Annotated in this window: 11 protein-coding genes and 5 pseudogenes; 6 read left to right on the top strand and 10 right to left on the bottom strand. The window is 38.7% G+C overall.

Features of this window, described 5'->3' with window-relative positions; genetic code table 11:
- Nucleotides 1-153: 153 nt before the first annotated feature.
- From WG932_RS25485 to WG932_RS25510, 6 genes and pseudogenes are all read right to left on the bottom strand, one after another.
- Nucleotides 154-1,650, bottom strand: coding sequence for a cation-translocating P-type ATPase (locus WG932_RS25485; RefSeq protein WP_483085848.1), 1,497 nt, complete (start codon nt 1,648-1,650; stop codon nt 154-156).
- Nucleotides 1,622-2,572 carry an HAD-IC family P-type ATPase gene (locus WG932_RS25490; RefSeq protein WP_483088721.1) on the bottom strand — a complete coding sequence of 317 codons (951 nt, stop codon included), beginning with the start codon at nt 2,570-2,572 and terminating at the stop codon, nt 1,622-1,624. Before WG932_RS25490 ends, WG932_RS25485 begins: the two co-directional genes overlap by 29 nt.
- A gap of 24 nt (nt 2,573-2,596) precedes the next feature.
- Nucleotides 2,597-2,745 (bottom strand): annotated as a pseudogene (locus WG932_RS25495) (cation-transporting P-type ATPase); the annotation flags it as partial.
- 387 nt (nt 2,746-3,132) lie between these two features.
- The gene (locus WG932_RS25500) at nt 3,133-3,813 is read right to left on the bottom strand and encodes a carbohydrate-binding family 9-like protein (RefSeq protein ID WP_483085849.1); all 681 of its coding nucleotides are present in this window, start codon (nt 3,811-3,813) and stop codon (nt 3,133-3,135) included.
- Nucleotides 3,814-3,862: 49 nt separating this feature from the next.
- A complete protein-coding gene (locus WG932_RS25505) occupies nt 3,863-4,351 on the bottom strand; it encodes a copper resistance protein NlpE (protein ID WP_014020554.1) in 489 nt (162 codons plus the stop codon).
- Between the two features lie 4 nt (nt 4,352-4,355).
- Nucleotides 4,356-5,308: pseudogene (locus WG932_RS25510) on the bottom strand (NAD-dependent epimerase/dehydratase family protein).
- Between the two features lie 142 nt (nt 5,309-5,450).
- Here WG932_RS25510 and kbl point away from each other — a divergent pair.
- Nucleotides 5,451-6,645: pseudogene (gene kbl, locus WG932_RS25515) on the top strand (glycine C-acetyltransferase).
- A gap of 5 nt (nt 6,646-6,650) precedes the next feature.
- On the opposite strand, the gene cdaA reads toward kbl, so the two are convergent.
- Together cdaA and folP are read right to left on the bottom strand one after the other, a co-directional pair.
- Complete coding sequence (cdaA, locus tag WG932_RS25520; protein ID WP_014020557.1) at nt 6,651-7,517, bottom strand: diadenylate cyclase CdaA; 867 nt, start codon at nt 7,515-7,517, stop codon at nt 6,651-6,653.
- Nucleotides 7,514-8,290, bottom strand: a complete 777-nt coding sequence (folP, locus tag WG932_RS25525) for a dihydropteroate synthase (protein WP_483085850.1) — start codon at nt 8,288-8,290, stop codon at nt 7,514-7,516. Before folP ends, cdaA begins: the two co-directional genes overlap by 4 nt.
- A 121-nt stretch (nt 8,291-8,411) precedes the next feature.
- Between folP and WG932_RS25530 the strand changes: the two genes are divergently transcribed.
- The 3 genes and pseudogenes from WG932_RS25530 to WG932_RS25540 all read left to right on the top strand — a co-directional run bounded on the left by WG932_RS25530 (nt 8,412) and on the right by WG932_RS25540 (nt 10,588).
- Entirely contained in the window at nt 8,412-8,960 is a 549-nt protein-coding gene (locus WG932_RS25530) for a DUF1599 domain-containing protein (protein WP_483085851.1), read from the top strand.
- Complete coding sequence (locus WG932_RS25535; protein ID WP_014020560.1) at nt 8,950-10,056, top strand: BT_3928 family protein; 1,107 nt, start codon at nt 8,950-8,952, stop codon at nt 10,054-10,056. Before WG932_RS25530 ends, WG932_RS25535 begins: the two co-directional genes overlap by 11 nt.
- A gap of 29 nt (nt 10,057-10,085) precedes the next feature.
- Nucleotides 10,086-10,588: pseudogene (locus WG932_RS25540) on the top strand (shikimate kinase).
- Here WG932_RS25540 and WG932_RS25545 read toward each other — a convergent pair.
- Both WG932_RS25545 and WG932_RS25550 read right to left on the bottom strand, forming a co-directional pair.
- The gene (locus tag WG932_RS25545) at nt 10,571-12,040 is read right to left on the bottom strand and encodes an OmpP1/FadL family transporter (RefSeq protein ID WP_014020562.1); all 1,470 of its coding nucleotides are present in this window, start codon (nt 12,038-12,040) and stop codon (nt 10,571-10,573) included. The pseudogene WG932_RS25540 and the gene WG932_RS25545 overlap by 18 nt on opposite strands.
- A gap of 274 nt (nt 12,041-12,314) precedes the next feature.
- Nucleotides 12,315-13,655: a hypothetical protein gene (locus WG932_RS25550; RefSeq protein WP_014020563.1), complete on the bottom strand. Its 1,341-nt coding sequence runs from the start codon at nt 13,653-13,655 to the stop codon at nt 12,315-12,317.
- A 132-nt stretch (nt 13,656-13,787) separates the two neighbouring features.
- On the opposite strand from WG932_RS25550, the pseudogene proS reads away from it, so the two are divergent.
- Both proS and WG932_RS25560 read left to right on the top strand, forming a co-directional pair.
- Nucleotides 13,788-15,268, top strand: a pseudogene (gene proS / locus WG932_RS25555) (proline--tRNA ligase).
- Nucleotides 15,269-15,603: 335 nt separating this feature from the next.
- Nucleotides 15,604-16,065 carry an NfeD family protein gene (locus tag WG932_RS25560; RefSeq protein ID WP_014020565.1) on the top strand — a complete coding sequence of 154 codons (462 nt, stop codon included), beginning with the start codon at nt 15,604-15,606 and terminating at the stop codon, nt 16,063-16,065.

The following is a 16,065-nucleotide window of genomic DNA, read 5'->3' on the forward strand; positions in this document are numbered from 1 at the left end:
GCCTATTGATTGTTGTACTTACCTATTTTTTCAAATATTTAGTGAAGGAGATGGCTTTGCTTCTGTGTCGAATTTATCAATTTGTTTTTTCATCTCTTTGTCAAATAACAACTATCTTTCAAGAAATATAAAAAAAGGCCTGGCAGGTCAATATTAAACTGGATACCCTTTTAAATTAGTAGCATTGTACCTTCTTCTTTTGGTCCATTTTTCCAGTTCGACAAACAAAAAAACTAGGCTTGAAAGGGTCAGGCAAATGACTAGTTCCGAGAAAGTTAGTGCTTGGGTGTTGAAGATATTTTGAAAAAATGGCAAATAGACCACAATCAACTGTAGCCCAATTGTAATCAGGACTGCAATAATTAAATGCCTATTACCAAAAATGCCCATGGTGAAAAGAGACTTAATATCACTACGGATTGCCAAGGCATGCCCCATTTGTGAAATGCTTAGGACAGTAAAAACCATGGTTGCCCATTTTGGGTTTTCAGTATGAATGGCCCAGGCCTGAGTACCAAGACAGACTGCTCCCATAAGTAGCCCTACCCATAGTACATGAATTACAATTCCTCCTGAAAAGATGCTTTCATCTGTTTTTCTGGGAGGTCTTTTTAGGATGTCTTCCTCCGCAGGCTCTGAAGCAAATGCCAATGCCGGAAGTCCATCGGAAATTAAATTAATCCAAAGAATCTGAATAGGAATGAGAGGAATGGGTAGACCTAAAAGAGGGGCTAAAAATATTGTCCAAATTTCTCCACTATTCCCGGTAAGTATGTATTTTATAAACTTTCGAATGTTATCAAAAATGCGACGACCTTCACGGACAGCGTGGACAATGGTGGCAAAATTATCATCTAATAGAATCATATCTGCTGCCTCTTTTGAGACATCTGTGCCTGTAATCCCCATGGCAATCCCTATGTCAGCACGTTTTAGTGCGGGAGCATCATTAACCCCATCCCCAGTAACGGCTACAAAATGACCTCTGCCTTGCAGGCTTTTTACAATTTTTAGTTTTTGCTCAGGGGATACTCGGGCAAAAACCTTGATAGATTCAAGATTGGCCTCAAATTCTTGCTCAGAAAGTGCTGAAAGTGCTGTGCCGGTGATGATTTTGTCTGATGGATCTTGTAAAATCCCTGTAGCTGTAGCTATGGCTTTTGCAGTGACAGGATGATCCCCTGTGAGCATTACAAGCCTTATCCCTGCGGTATGGCAATTGGCAATGGCTTCAATGGCTTCTGCTCTTGGAGGGTCAATCATGGCCACCAAACCTATAAATTGCAAATGGCTTTCAAATTTATCTACTGATTTCTCCTCGGGTAATTCCTCCATTACCTTAACAGCATAAGCTAATACCCGTTTGCCTTGCTCAGCAAATTCCTTGGTAATGGTATTGATTTTATCAATATTTTCAGCTTCACTTATCTCTAAAATTTTCTCGACAGCTCCTTTCGTTACCACGATCCACTTCCCATTCATAGGGTAGACGGTGGTCATTTTTTTCCTTTCAGAATCAAATGGAAATTCATAAGCGCGTTTAAATTCGTTCTGCCATGATGCCTTATACTCCTGATTGTTTCTGGTGAAGGCCACCAAGGCTATTTCTGTAGGATCTCCCTTAAGTTTTTTGAGCTGTGGTAACCACATCGTGATTAAGTTCCATTCCCAGAAGCATAATTTGCATTGGATCTAGGTTTTCTATTTTATCGACTTCCGGGGAGATCCAGCAATCAGACACAGTCATTTTATTTTGTGTAATGGTTCCGGTTTTGTCCGTACAGATGTAACTAACAGAACCCAAGGTTTCTGCCGCAGGTAACTTTCTAATCAACGCATTTTTGCGAACCATGCGCTTGGCTCCCAAAGCCAAAGCAATGGTGATAACGGCTGGTAAAGCTTCGGGGATGGCGGCAACAGCTACAGAAATGGCAGTAAGTAACATTTGTACAGGTTCTTCCCCACGTAACCACCCGGCAATAAAAAGGGCAATGCATATGCCGATAACAGCGAAGGATAACTTTTTGGCAAAATCGGCCAAACGCTTTTGCAGTGGAGTCTTAACCTTGTCTTCTTGCAAGAGTTGAGCAATTCGCCCTATTTCAGTATTCATGCCCGTGGCCACCACAACTCCTTCCCCTCTACCATTGGTGATTATGGTACTTTTATAGGCCATATTTACCCTATCTCCCAAAGAAGTGTTTTCAGTAGATAGTGTGTCAGAAGATTTGTTGATCGGATGAGATTCCCCTGTGAGGGAGGCCTCTTCAATTTTCAGTGTATGTGTTGTTGTCAGCCTTAGGTCTGCCGGAACAAGCATACCCGCTTCAAGTATTACGATGTCTCCGGGAATTATTTCAGTTGCGGCTACTTGAATAATGTGTCCTGCTCGTCGTATAGTGGCATGTAAGGAAGACATCTTGTTCAAGGCTTCCATGGCTTTTTCTGCTCGATATTCTTGCACAAAGCCAATTAGGGCATTCAGTAAAACGATAATTAATATTACAACGGTATCCTTAATGTCTCCCACGAAATAGGAGATAGCTGCAGCTAAAAATAAAATGAAGATCATTATATCTTTAAACTGATGAAGTATCAGGCTAATAATCGAAACCTTCTTTTTTGAGTCAGCTCGTTTTTTCCGTATTTTAATTGCCTCTTTTTTACCTCTGCTGAATCCAAGCCATTTTCGCCGGTATTCAGTTTTTGGTAAATGTCTGAAGTGGATAAATTGTGGTAATTCATCTTCGTTTTTTCTTTAAGACCTTAGGGAATAATATCTGTATAGGCAGGATTTATTTACATAAAAATGAATTTAGAGCTGGCAATCAACCAAATCTAAAAGGGCCATTAACAAATTTTTTATGCTAATCGCCCTTATTTTGGGATGCTACTCCCATTGGCTTTCAATATAATTTAAAAAAATAACCGTTGCAACGGTATGATAGGCTGAATAACAAAGGGAAGGCTGCCTATAGATTTTAATTGTAAATCAAGGGGGAAAAGGTATTTTATATCAATTTCTGAACTGATTTTACTCATAAAATCAGTTCAGATGGAAAGTTTGTACCGATCTTGCATTTGAGAGTTATAGGTCTTTTTAGAACATTTTGGTGGAGGATTATTGCCGGTTTATTTGGCAAAGCTTACTTTGCCAAAAGCAGAGGGGATATGAAAGTCTGGGCTTGATTTTTGGGGTTTTACCCAAGAATACCAGCTGACCTCTTTGCTTTTGCTATTTTTAAAATCTGCTCGAAAAACACCTAAGTAAAAAGAATTTCCAATTCCTAAATTTTCTAACTCAAGTAAAGCTATTTTTCCTTCCACCACATAACCTGATTCTGTTGTTTTGGTAGATACTTCAATGCTACTGAAATCCCATTGTTCATTGAATTTACGATAATTCTCCGCCGAATAATCCAAGATGTTACCATTGGGATCCATCTCCACGCAGTAATAATTGTTAAGGCTCCTGTCACTTGCAAAAAACAATTCTACCCGATCACCACCGGCAACAGACAATTCCTTCTCGAAGGGTTGGGTGATCAATGTATTGTCCTCTACTTGAAAAATAAAGTTAAAATAGTTCTCAGAAATAAAGGCCTTAAACTTAGTCTGATCGGGATTGTCATTTTCCCATGGGGCAATCAGACCATTTAAGGTTACAGCTTTAGCCCATTCGTCTCTTCCTAGAGCGGCGTCTATATTGATCTCTGGTTCACTAAAGGGAAAGGATAGGCTTGTGAGCACAGATTGTGCACAGGAGGTTAAAATCAATGCCACTGAAATGGAAACTATAAACCGGTAGAACATAATGGAAAAATTTTATTAAAGGGTAAAACGTTTTTTTATAAATCAGATCTTATTTGCCTTTTGAATCGACCATTTCTAAAGAATAATTGAGTTTGGATTGAATCGGTTTTTCTTCTTGATTCAGGAGTGTCAATTGACCACTTTTTTCTTGCTGAAAGCTTTTGAAAGGTGCGTTATTCTCATCAAGAAGCCTAATTGCCATGGCGCCGGGATTGTCTTCAAGGCCGTAAATTACCTCGTATATTCCGGTGGTTTTGTAGTTTCTGTCACCATCTTTGGTTTCAAGGTAGGTTTCTGATAGTTCAAAGGACCGTTCTATTTTTTCCGGGCTGTTTTCAAGTTTTAATTCTGTTTGAATACCGGCACAATCGGCACAGGGTAACACCCCTGAGTAGTTTACCCACGTGGACCCTGTGCTTTCAAGAACAATTTCTTTGGTGCTTGATTCGGTTACTTCTCCTTCATATTTCTTCTCTTCCGAAGGGCTGTCACATGCAAAGGAAAGAAGGGCGAATATAAATATAATTTGGTTTTTCATAGGGTTAAATTTTGTCTATCCACGAAGGTAGGTTTTTAATTATGTCTGTGGTCATTGTATGCAGGTCATATTCCTGATGCCAGTTCCAGTCATTCCTGGCTTGTTGATCATCGATGGATTTCGGCCAATTGGAAGCGATTTCTTGTCGATAATCAGGTGTATAATCTATTTTAAAATCCGGAAAATGTTTTTTAATTCCAGAAAAATTTCTTCCGGTGTAAAGCTCATTGCCGTCAGGTTGTAACTAGACCTAACGGTGATATTATCTCTAGGGGCTTGCATTAAATCTAGCGTGGCTTTTATGGCATCAGGCATGTACATCATCGGTAAACGGGTATCTTTTTCTAAGTATGACCGGAAAACTTGTCCTGTCAAAGCTTTGTGAAATATGTCTACAGCATAATCGGTAGTTCCACCTCCAGGTCTTGCTTTGTAACCAATGAGTCCGGGAAACCTAAGGCTTCGCACATCCACTTTGTGGTGGCTGTAATAATATTCACACCATCTTTCACCTGCCATCTTTGAAATCCCGTAAACGGTGCCGGCTGTCTGGACAGCATCTTGAGGGGTGTTTTCTTTTGGGCTTTCTTTGCCAAAAACAGCAATAGACGATGGCCAAAATACTTTCTCTAATTTAAGTTCCTTGGCCAATTCCAGTAAAATCAATAAACTGTCAATATTCAATTTCCAGGCCAATAGTGGTTTTTGTTCTGCTGTGGCGGACAAAATAGCGGCAAGGTGATATACCTGACTTATATTTTCATTGGCAATGGCCTTTCTTAGACTGTCTTTGTCCATAACATCGAGCATCATGAATTGGCAAAATGAAAATTTTTCTGAGGAATTTTGATTAATATCAGATGCTATGACAGCCTCAGGTCCGTGGATCTCACAAAGTTTTTGTGTCAATTCAGTTCCTAATTGGCCTGCAGCCCCGGTTACCAGTATTTTATTCATAGGGTTTATTTTGATTTGCGGTGTCTCAAATGTCAATTTCAGAATTTTATTACAAAAATGTGTCATTATTCCCTGAAAATCGTAAGTTTAAGAATAAATTAAACCCATAACTTAACAACCTTATCTAACTGATTTTTGGCTTATGTTTGACACCTTAAGAGAAAAACTTCAAAAAGACCTAAATAACCTCAAAAATGAAGGTTTATACAAAAGTGAAAGAATCATAAAGTCTCCACAAGGGGCTAAGATTTCCCTCGAAGATGGAAGTGAAGTATTGAATTTTTGTGCCAATAATTACTTGGGGCTTTCAAGTCATCCCAAGGTGATCGAAGCTGCCAAGGCAGCCATAGATAGTCATGGTTTCGGGATGTCTTCCGTTCGATTTATTTGTGGAACGCAGGATATCCACAAAACTTTGGAGGATAAAATTTCAAAATTTTTAGGTACAGAAGACACCATTCTTTACGCGGCGGCTTTTGATGCCAATGGGGGAGTATTTGAGCCTATTTTGGGCGCTGAAGATGCAATCATTTCAGATGCATTAAATCATGCCTCAATTATTGATGGGGTAAGATTGTGCAAGGCCATGCGCTTTAGGTACAAGCACAATGATATGGAAGATTTGGAAGAGCAACTCAAAGTGGCAGATCAGAAAGGGGCCAAGAATAAAATAATTGTTACTGATGGGGCTTTTTCCATGGATGGGACAATCGCTCAGCTGGATAAAATTGTAAACCTTGCAGAAAAATATAAGGCTTTGGTAATGTCTGATGAGTGTCATTCAACTGGCTTCATTGGACAATCGGGTAGGGGTGTTCATGAACTCAAAGAAGTAATGGGCAAAGTAGATATCATTACAGGAACTTTGGGCAAGGCTTTAGGGGGCTTCCGGAGGCTTTACCTCAGGCAGAAAGGAAATCATTGCTACCCTTCGTCAAAAATCAAGACCTTATTTATTTTCCAATACCTTGGCACCTGCAATTACCGGTGCTTCCATAGTTATTTTTGACCTTTTGTCGGAAACTACTGCTTTAAGGGATAAGTTGGAAGAAAACACCATGTATTTTAGAGAAGGTATTCAGAAGGCAGGTTTTGCCATCAAAGAAGGAACCCATCCAATAGTGCCTATAATGCTATATGATGCCCCATTAGCCCAGAAAATGGCTAGTCAATTGCTGGAAAAGGGGATTTATGTCATAGGTTTTTACTACCCTGTAGTACCGAAGGGGCAAGCAAGAATTAGGGTCCAATTATCAGCTGCACACGAGAGAGCAGACCTAGACAGGGCCATTAAAGCATTTAGTGAAGTAGGAAAATCCCTTGGGGTTATAGAATAGAAGTTTTAAAGTTCGGAGATACGCTTTAATTCAGCCATTTTTTCCGATTGTGTTAATGGTTCAAACTTGTCATCAATTTCTTCTCCGGTCAGGTAATTATTGATCATTTCTCTGACTTCCTGGAAAGAAAGATTGTGCAAGATTTTTCCGTTTTTTGCCAAGGAAACCTGTCCGGTTTCTTCAGAGACAATTAGGATCAATGAATCTGTGGCTTCGGACATGCCTATGGCTGCCCGGTGGCGGAGACCAAATTGCGCAGGCACTTCTCTTTCTGTAACAGGGAGGATACACCTTGCTGCTTTTACTCTACCATTAAAAATAATTACCCCGCCATCGTGTAATGGGCTGTACTTGTTGAAGATAGAGACCAATAGCCGCTTAGAAACTACGGCATCTATCAAGTCACCGCTTTCTGCGTAAAATTTCAATTCTGAATTTTTGGAAAGTACTATCAGGGCTCCTGTACTACTACCCGATAAGGTTTTAGAAGCTTCTATAATAGGAGTTACATTGAAGGCTTGACTTTCTCTTTTTCGCCAAAACAATAATTCCTGCCATAGATTTTCATTAGAAAATATGGAAGATTTACCCACAATGAGGAGAAACTTCCTGATTTCCTGCTGGAACAGAATGATTGCAGCCAAAACACCAACCCCCATAAATTGTCCCAAAATAATTGTAAGAAGCTCCATTTGAGCTGCACTAACAACCAAATAAATCAAATAAATGGAAAGAAAGCCTAAAAAAATCTTAATGGCCACACTTCCCCTCATCAATTTATAAACCTGATAAATCAGAATACTTACCAGTGTGATGTCTATAAGATTGACCAGAGAAATGTCTAGAAAACCTATTTTAAAGAGTAAATTCAAGTATAGATTTGTTTATATATTTTTAATGTTTCGTTTGCTTCTTTTACATCGTGTACCCTAATGATTTTGGCGCCGTTAATAAGGGCAGCCATATGTATGGCTGTAGTCCCGTTTAACGCCTCTTCAGGGCTATTATTTAACAATTTATATATCATCGACTTTCTCGATGCTCCAATTAAAAGGGGTAGTTTCAATGTATTAAAATAAGAAAAATGCTTTAAAAGTCTGTAGTTTTGTTCCAATGTCTTGGAAAAACCCAGTCCTATATCAAGTATTACATCTTTTATGCCAGCTTTATAGCACTTTTCAATTTTTTCCGAAAAAAAATATCCAATTTCCTTTTCTATGTCAACATATTCGGAAAAATTTTGCATTGTTTGTGGGTCTCCTAACATATGCATGCAAATGTAAGGAACACCTAAACTACCTACTGTTTCAAACATCTTGGGATCTAATCCGCCACCAGAGATGTCATTTACCATGTCAGCACCTGCATTGACAGCTTCTTTTGCCACTTTGGATCTAAAGGTGTCAATAGAAATTAAAATGTCAGGAAACCTATCTTTTATATTCTTAATAACGTGAATTACTCTATTAAGTTCCTCTTTTTCTGTAACCATAGCAGCTCCAGGTCTGGAACTATAGCCACCAATGTCAAGTATGTCTGCCCCTTCGTTAACCATCTTTGTAGCTTTCACTAAAACCTCGCGAGATTCACCCGTAGTTCTGCTTTTATCGTAAAAAGAATCAGGAGTACTGTTGATTATCCCCATAATCCACGGCTTGTCCAAAGTAAAAGCTTTCCTTTGATTTGAAGTGTTATTTTTGGGGGAAATAAAGTATCTTCGAATTTATATATTGAATGTGAATTTTCTAACATAAAACATCGGTGCTTTGGAAACGCAAACCGCAAGCGAATATAATGAAGTTATTGGCCTTTGTAAAGAACTTTTTAAGAAGAAAACCCAAGATTATGGTACTGCATGGAGGATACTTAGACTTCCTTCCCTGACTGACCAGATTTTCATAAAAGCACAACGCATAAGATCTATTCAGGAAAAAGGTACACAAAAGGTGATGGACCCAATAAAGGACGAATTTATTGGAATCATCAATTATTGCCTCATTGCACTAATGCAAAATGATTTGCATGCTGATCCAAGAATGGAATTGTCTTTTGAAGAATTAGAGCCTATTTATGACAAATGGGTGGAAGAAACTAAAGATCTTTTGGCCAATAAAAACCATGACTACGGAGAAGCTTGGAGAGTTATGCGGGTTTCTTCTATTACAGATATCATATTAATGAAACTGTACAGGGTAAAACAGATTGAGGATAATCAGGGGCAGACAATTGTTTCAGAGGGGGTAGTTGCCAATTATCAAGACATGCTCAATTATGCTGTTTTCTGTATGATTAAATTGAATCACAATGATAATTAAAACATTAGTCTTAATCTCCAGGATACTTGTAGGAGGGCTTTTTATTTTTTCAGGGCTTATCAAAGTAAATGATCCCGTAGGTACTTCCATCAAAATGGAGGAATACTTCGACGTGTTTGCTACGGATATAGCTCCAATTTTTGAACACCTAAAAGCAATTTCTTTACCGATATCTGTGTTTTTAGTAGTAGTAGAAGTGGCTTTGGGTGTAATGCTTTTAGTTGGGTGGAGATTAAAGCGTGCCATTTTTCTTTTACTGGCTATGATTCTCTTCTTTACTTTTCTCACCTTCTATTCTGCGTATTTTAATAAAGTAACAGATTGTGGTTGCTTTGGTGATGCAATTAAACTGACGCCTTGGGAATCCTTTTACAAGGACATTGTGTTGCTGGTGATGATTGTGTTTATGCTCGTATTTAGAAAGCATTTGCCAATGAAATACAATGTTTTCGGTAAATGGCTTACCATAGGTTCTTTTGTACTGTCTTTGATTTTGGCTATTTATTCCATAAGAAATCTCCCTTTTATCGATTTTAGGGCCTTCAAAGAAGGAGTAAATATCACCAAAGCCATGCAACCCTCCGCACCTTTGGAGTATTCTTACTTAATGGAGAAGGATGGTGAACAATTTGTATTGGATGAATACCCAAGTGATGAAAGTTATACTTTTGTAGAAATGACTTTGAAAAATCCTGAAGTCTTGCCTAAAATTTCAGATTTTGCTATATGGAATGAAGCCGGTGATCATACAGAAGAAATGCTTCAAGGAAAGCAACTGTTGATCTTGTCTAGTAATATCGATAAAATAACACTTTCAGTCAGTGAACTGGATAGAATTAGTGCACTAATTAACGCTTTTCAGGGGACAGACGTAAAGGTTCATTGGGTAGCGGCTTCATCAGAAGAAAGAATGAATGAATTTTTGCGAGAAAAGGGTCTTCGGGTAAGTTCCTATATGGCAGATGCTACTGTAGTAAAAACCATTATTAGGTCTAATCCCGGGTTGGTTTTTATGGAAGAAGGAACGGTGCTTAAGAAGTTTCATTACCGAAATTCACCCACCCCTGAAATAGCTAAAACTATATTTTTCAAATAATGGATGCAAAGAAGATTGTACTTGTAGGAATGCCCGGGAGTGGGAAGTCTACTTTAGGGAGGTCCCTCGCAGCCAAGTTAAATTGGCCCTTTTACGATTTAGATGATTTAATAGAAGCCAAGGCAGAGAAAGCAATTTCTGAAATTTTTTCCTCAGCAGGTGAAGGGTACTTCAGGAAACTAGAGACTTCAGTCTTGGAGGAAATCCTTGATAAAAAGGAGACATTTGTTTTGGCAACAGGGGAGGTGCTCCTTGCTATAATGAAAACATGGTTTTGATCAATAAAAAGGGAGTTTCAGTTTATTTGGATGTCCCTTTAAATAATATTCTGGAGCGGTTAACCAATACCCAAGTGGCCATAAGGCCTTTGTTTTCTAGTCTTGATACCCCTGAAATTATTCTTAAGCTCAAGGACATGCATTCCCAAAGAAATGCTTTTTACGAAAAGGCAAAAATAAAACTCAGGGGAGAAGACAGTTCCCCTGAGTTATTGATAGCTAATTGGTTGCCGTTATTAGAAACTAAATCCTAGGGTAAGCATACCTGTAGTTCTGTTGTTATCAATGACTGCAAGGTCAGATCCCGGATAAGACGAATAATAACCGTTGAACTTGCTATTTACCAAACCAAAATCTATACTAAAACCGGACAATTTCACACCCACACCACCTGAGATTTGGTTGGTGCTTCGGTCTGTATTTCCCGGGTTAGCTATGGGGTCGCCATAATAAGCATAACCAGCTCTTAGCCTGAACATATCAAATCTAAACTCTCCACCCAAGCTATAGTTGATTGTTTGTCCATACAAATTATTAATATCCTGGTTGTCCGTTTCCGGGTTAAATGCATTGGAACGGATATTGGCTGAGCTGTAGTCTAAGTAATTAACATCTGCAGTAATAAAGCCGTTTTTACCAAAGAAGTAAGTGAGGCCACCACCCAATCGCATAGGGCTTCTTAGGTTATAGCTACTTACGTAAAGGTCTGTTTGTGCGTCGGATTCTGAGATGCTTCCAAATTCAGGGTCTTGGTATGCAGGGAAAAAATCCGCAAAAATATCGGCATCATACTCTTCATTGATTTGGTACCAAGTTGGGGATTTGAAGTTCAGCCCTACGTTTAGCTGATCTACAGGCTTGTAAATAACCCCAAGACCAACATTGACTCCTGTACCACTTAAATATAAGTTTTCTTGCAATGAGCTGAAAAGGGTGGTCTGGTTGTTATCGTCAAAGAATTCCTCATTATATGTTTTGGTAGATCTGAATGAGACGGAGTTGATTCCAAGTGAAGCGCCGAGAAACAACTTGTTTTTGTAATTGCCACCGTAGGAAAAATTAATTTCGGACATGGATCCTTCATTTTCCACCTTTTCCATTTTCTCTAAGGCCAGAGTAGCATTGGGGACATAATCATATCCGTCATCAACTGGGTTAATAAGGAATGCATCAAAAAACAAACCATCAGTTCCTCCGGGAACACCATAATTGTTGTAGTCCTCAACGTAGAAGTCAAGAATAGATCCTTGATCTAATTGGTTGGAGAAATAGCCGAAATCATTATTATAGGTAGCTTGTCTATTGATACTGATACCAAATGAACCTCCTCGCCAATCACCTACTTCAAGGGGAGTTTTTGCTTTGCTGATGACCACCCCTAGGTTTGGTATAGAAAAATTGGTTGCATTAAAATTCTCTGTCTGATTTAATAATGTTGTACCTGCATTCCAATCACTATAAGCAGCAGTAAAACTAAATTCTGAATTTTGATAAAATCCCAATCCTGCAGGATTATTATGTATATTGCTTATATCACCTCCAAGGGAATTACCTGTTCCTCCAAGCGCATTAATTCTTGCTGTTCCGGTGGATCCGAACTGGCTAAATCGTAAAGCGTCTTCAGCATATCCGCTTTGGGCTTTTGCTTCACTAAAATGTAATGCAATCAAAGCAGATAAAGATAAAATTAATTTAAATCCTTTCATGTCAATTATATTAAATCCTTGTTTTTTGTTTTAAACCTAATTCGATAAGGCAGCATGAATTAAGGCTTCCAAATCTCCAAGTAGGTATTGATTAATGTAGCGATACTATCCAAACGGAAATTGCCACAATTAGGTTAGGTAAAACGTTATTTCAAGTGCGGGTATTTAGGTGATTGGGTATATATGAAGGTTACCTTGAATCATAAGGTGGAATTCAAAGTATAAAAAGTAATTGAATGACAATGGGGAGGAATAAATGTAAAAAAAGAGGGAATTAATTCCCTCTTCTACTACTGCTACTACCTACACTTCTAGATGATCCTCCTGAGCTCCTTGGAGCACTATAGGAAGATGAAGAACGTGAAGGTGAAGAATAAGTGCTTGATCTGCTAGGGGTAGTAGATCTTTGGTATGTTGATGTATTGGTTCTTGTGCTTCTGTTGTAAGAAGGTGAAGAACTTCTTGTAGATCTAGATGTTCCGTATTGAGACCTGCTATTGCTAGATGAACCACTGTAGGTTCTTGATCTGCTGCTAGAAGGTGCTGTTGTTCTATAAGTACTATTGGTGTTTCTGCTAGTACCATAGCTGCTTCTTGTTGAAGTGTTTCCGGACCTGTTCATGGCCGGACTATTAATGTTTCTTCTTGAAGGAGCTGCGGAAGCAGAGTTGTAATAGTCATTTTGAGACCTGCTAAACGAGTTGCTTGTAGCAGTAGATCGATTTCTAGAAACTGCACTTGCACTATTTGACATGGCATCTCTTCTTGCTGATGCTCTGGAAGCAGTAGGGCTTGCAATACTTCTACTTCTGGTAGATGTTGCAGCATTGGCTAATGAAGATGATCTGTAAGGTCTTGCTCCTTGTACAATGTTTCTCCTGTTGGCTTCAGATCCACCAGGTAGAACTACTACTGTAGGATAATAACCGAAGCCACGTCCATAATAGCCAAATCCGGATCTTAAACCATAAGCCATGTAAGGATCATAATAGCCAAAACCACCGCCGTAATAAGGGTTTCCAAAGCCAAAACCTAAAGACAAACCAAATCTTGGCATTAACCCAAAGCCTGAGGTAAATCCAAATCCAGGGCTAAAGAAAGGGTCATAATAACCCAAGCCTCCAAAACCGTAATAAGGATTGTACATGCTTCTCATCATCATGGAAGACATTCCAAATCCCATCATTGGGTTCATGAAATAATTATTGGTTACAGAACCACTTCCATTAAAATTTGAGTAATTGTCGTAGGCGTTTATATTTGGATCATCCGTCCCAAATTCTGTTTGACCTTCCGAGTCATCAAAATAAACGGTTGATTCTTCTGCAGCTGGTACTGCTGAACTTTGGTATTTAGCTATATATTCCGGGTTGACGTTCTTGGCGGAAAAGTTTTCTACCTCTCCGTCAATATCGCGGATTTGTTCAATTTCCTTAAAGTTTTCCGGATTATTATTACTTACGGCGTATTCAGTTGCAATTCTTGCATCTGAAGCCATAAAGTACAAATTGTCGACTTCCCCGCCCATGTTGCTGGCTTGGTAGCTGGTGCTACAGGCCGCAAGGCCTAAAATCGCAAATGCACCCATTGTCCGAATTGGATTGAAATTAATCATATTGATATTTAGTTTATTCCTCACCTACTATATACGAGGATTTAGCAAGAGGGTTATCATTTTTTAATTTATATTTGTCACAAATCACGATTCTAAGATAAAGAGTTTTTTTATTACAACAAAGAAATAATAATGAGTAAAGGTTTACCGAAACGTAGTGAGGATTATTCCCTGTGGTACAATGAATTGGTTAAAAGAGCGGACTTGGCTGAAAATAGTGCCGTGAGGGGCTGTATGGTGATTAAACCATATGGTTTTAGTATATGGGAAAAAATGCAGGCAGAGTTAGATCGAATGTTTAAAAAAACAGGACATACCAATGCTTACTTCCCATTATTTATACCGAAATCCTTTCTATCCAAAGAAGCGAGTCATGTGGAAGGCTTTGCCAAAGAGTGCGCAGTAGTGACTCATTATCGCTTGAAAACAGATGATTCAGGAAAAGGAGTCATTGTTGACCCGGAGGCCAAACTTGAAGAAGAATTAATCGTTAGGCCTACTTCTGAAACGGTAATTTGGAGTACCTATAAAAACTGGATTCAATCTTATAGGGATTTACCTTTACTTATTAATCAATGGGCCAATGTGGTCCGTTGGGAGATGCGAACTCGACTTTTCTTGAGGACTGCAGAGTTTTTATGGCAAGAAGGCCATACTGCCCACGCTACTAGGAAAGAAGCTGAAGAAGAAACATTGCAGATGATGAATGTTTATGCTGATTTTGCAGAGCGTTTTATGGCCATGCCTGTTATAAAAGGGGTGAAAACCGAAAGCGAAAAATTTGCCGGGGCTGAGTTTACCTACTGTATTGAAGCCATGATGCAGGATGGAAAAGCACTTCAGGCCGGTACTTCCCATTTTTGGGGCAAAATTTTGCCAAGGCTTTTGATGTGAAGTTCGCTACCAAAGAAGGTGGCTTAGACCATGTATGGGGTACCAGTTGGGGGGTAAGTACTCGATTGATGGGAGCCTTAATTATGGCGCACTCTGATGATAAAGGTTTGGTATTGCCTCCAAAATTGGCACCCATCCAAGTAGTCATTGTTCCAATTTTTAAGAGTGAGGAAGAACTTGCGCAGATTAGGGTAAAAGCACTGGAAATAGTAGATCAATTGGATGAAATAGGGATTTCTGTGAAGTTTGACGACAGGGATACCTACAAGCCCGGATGGAAGTTTGCAGAATACGAACTTAAAGGAGTGCCTTTAAGACTAGGTATTGGGCCAAGGGATCTCAAAAATAATACTGTTGAAATGGCCCGTAGGGATGATTTTTCTAAAACACTGGTGAATTTTGAGGAAGAGGATTTGATTGGTAAAATCAAAGAAACACTTGATGAAATTCAATCCAGCATTTATCAGAAAGCCAAATCTTTTACCGAGGAAAAAACTACAGCTGTGGACAGTTGGGAAGAATTTGTTGAAACATTAAACAATAAAGGAGGTTTTGTGGCTGCGCATTGGGATGGGACAGCCGAAACTGAGGATAAAATTAAAGAAAAAACAAAAGCTACCATTCGGTGCATTCCTCTGGATCAGGAAGAAGAAGATGGTGTGTGTATACTCACCGGAAAACCATCTAAAGGCAGGGTTTTATTTGCCAAAGCTTATTAAGTTATTGAATTGAAATGATGTTTTAGCTGATTTCAAATTAGGTAGGCTGAAACTTCCCGGGTTTTGACAATAGTCACACATTGTGCTTTTTGTCAAAACCCGTTTTTTTATTGTTGATTTTAAAATGGGTAGCCACGATAGATAAATGGAAGATTAAAAGAAATTAATATTTGGTCATTAACAATTTATCATTATCATTACTCATGAACTTTTTAGGTATAAGTAATAGAATGACAAATGATTCATTTCATTAAGCTTTCTATTGTTATGAAATCTTGTAATTTTACAGAAAGCTTATCGAAACGAGTATGGATTGGCTTTTTAAAATGTAATTCATGGATTGGTTGATACTATTAAGTTTAATCGTTTTCGGTGCACTTTTGATAATGCTCGAGGTTATTTTTGTTCCAGGAACGACAATCATTGGGATATTAGGCCTGGTTTTTACTGCACTTGGTATCTTTCACGCATTCAGTAATTTTTCGGCGACCATTGCATACGGAGTTCTTTTGGCCTCTGGAGCAATAAATATTGGGTTTATCATATATGGGTTTAAATCCGGCGTTTGGGATAGGTTTGCACTAAAGAGCACGGTTGAGGGGAGGACCTATGATGACCGTTTAATAGGTCTTGAAGTGGGGCAAAAAGGAGAAACGATTTCAGACTGTAAACCTTATGGGAAGATAATAATAGGAGATAAAATTTATGAGGCCAAATCGCAAGGAGGCTTTATTTCTTCCAAGACAAACATCACGATTACTAAAATTGAAAACAATAAAATCATCATAAAACCTTAA

The organism is Cyclobacterium sp. SOCE241 (assembly GCF_056867545.1).

Excerpts from the sequence above, each read along its gene's own strand:
- WG932_RS25560 (WP_014020565.1), top strand. The coding sequence starts at position 15,604 with ATGGATTGGTTGATACTATTAAGTTTAATCGTTTTCGGTGCACTTTTG.
- WG932_RS25485 (WP_483085848.1), bottom strand. The coding sequence starts at position 1,650 with ATGTGGTTACCACAGCTCAAAAAACTTAAGGGAGATCCTACAGAAATA.
- WG932_RS25545 (WP_014020562.1), bottom strand. The coding sequence starts at position 12,040 with ATGAAAGGATTTAAATTAATTTTATCTTTATCTGCTTTGATTGCATTA.
- WG932_RS25500 (WP_483085849.1), bottom strand. The coding sequence starts at position 3,813 with ATGTTCTACCGGTTTATAGTTTCCATTTCAGTGGCATTGATTTTAACC.
- folP (WP_483085850.1), bottom strand. The coding sequence starts at position 8,290 with ATGGGGATAATCAACAGTACTCCTGATTCTTTTTACGATAAAAGCAGA.
- WG932_RS25535 (WP_014020560.1), top strand. The coding sequence starts at position 8,950 with ATGATAATTAAAACATTAGTCTTAATCTCCAGGATACTTGTAGGAGGG.
- WG932_RS25550 (WP_014020563.1), bottom strand. The coding sequence starts at position 13,655 with ATGATTAATTTCAATCCAATTCGGACAATGGGTGCATTTGCGATTTTA.
- WG932_RS25490 (WP_483088721.1), bottom strand. The coding sequence starts at position 2,572 with ATGATCTTCATTTTATTTTTAGCTGCAGCTATCTCCTATTTCGTGGGA.
- WG932_RS25505 (WP_014020554.1), bottom strand. The coding sequence starts at position 4,351 with ATGAAAAACCAAATTATATTTATATTCGCCCTTCTTTCCTTTGCATGT.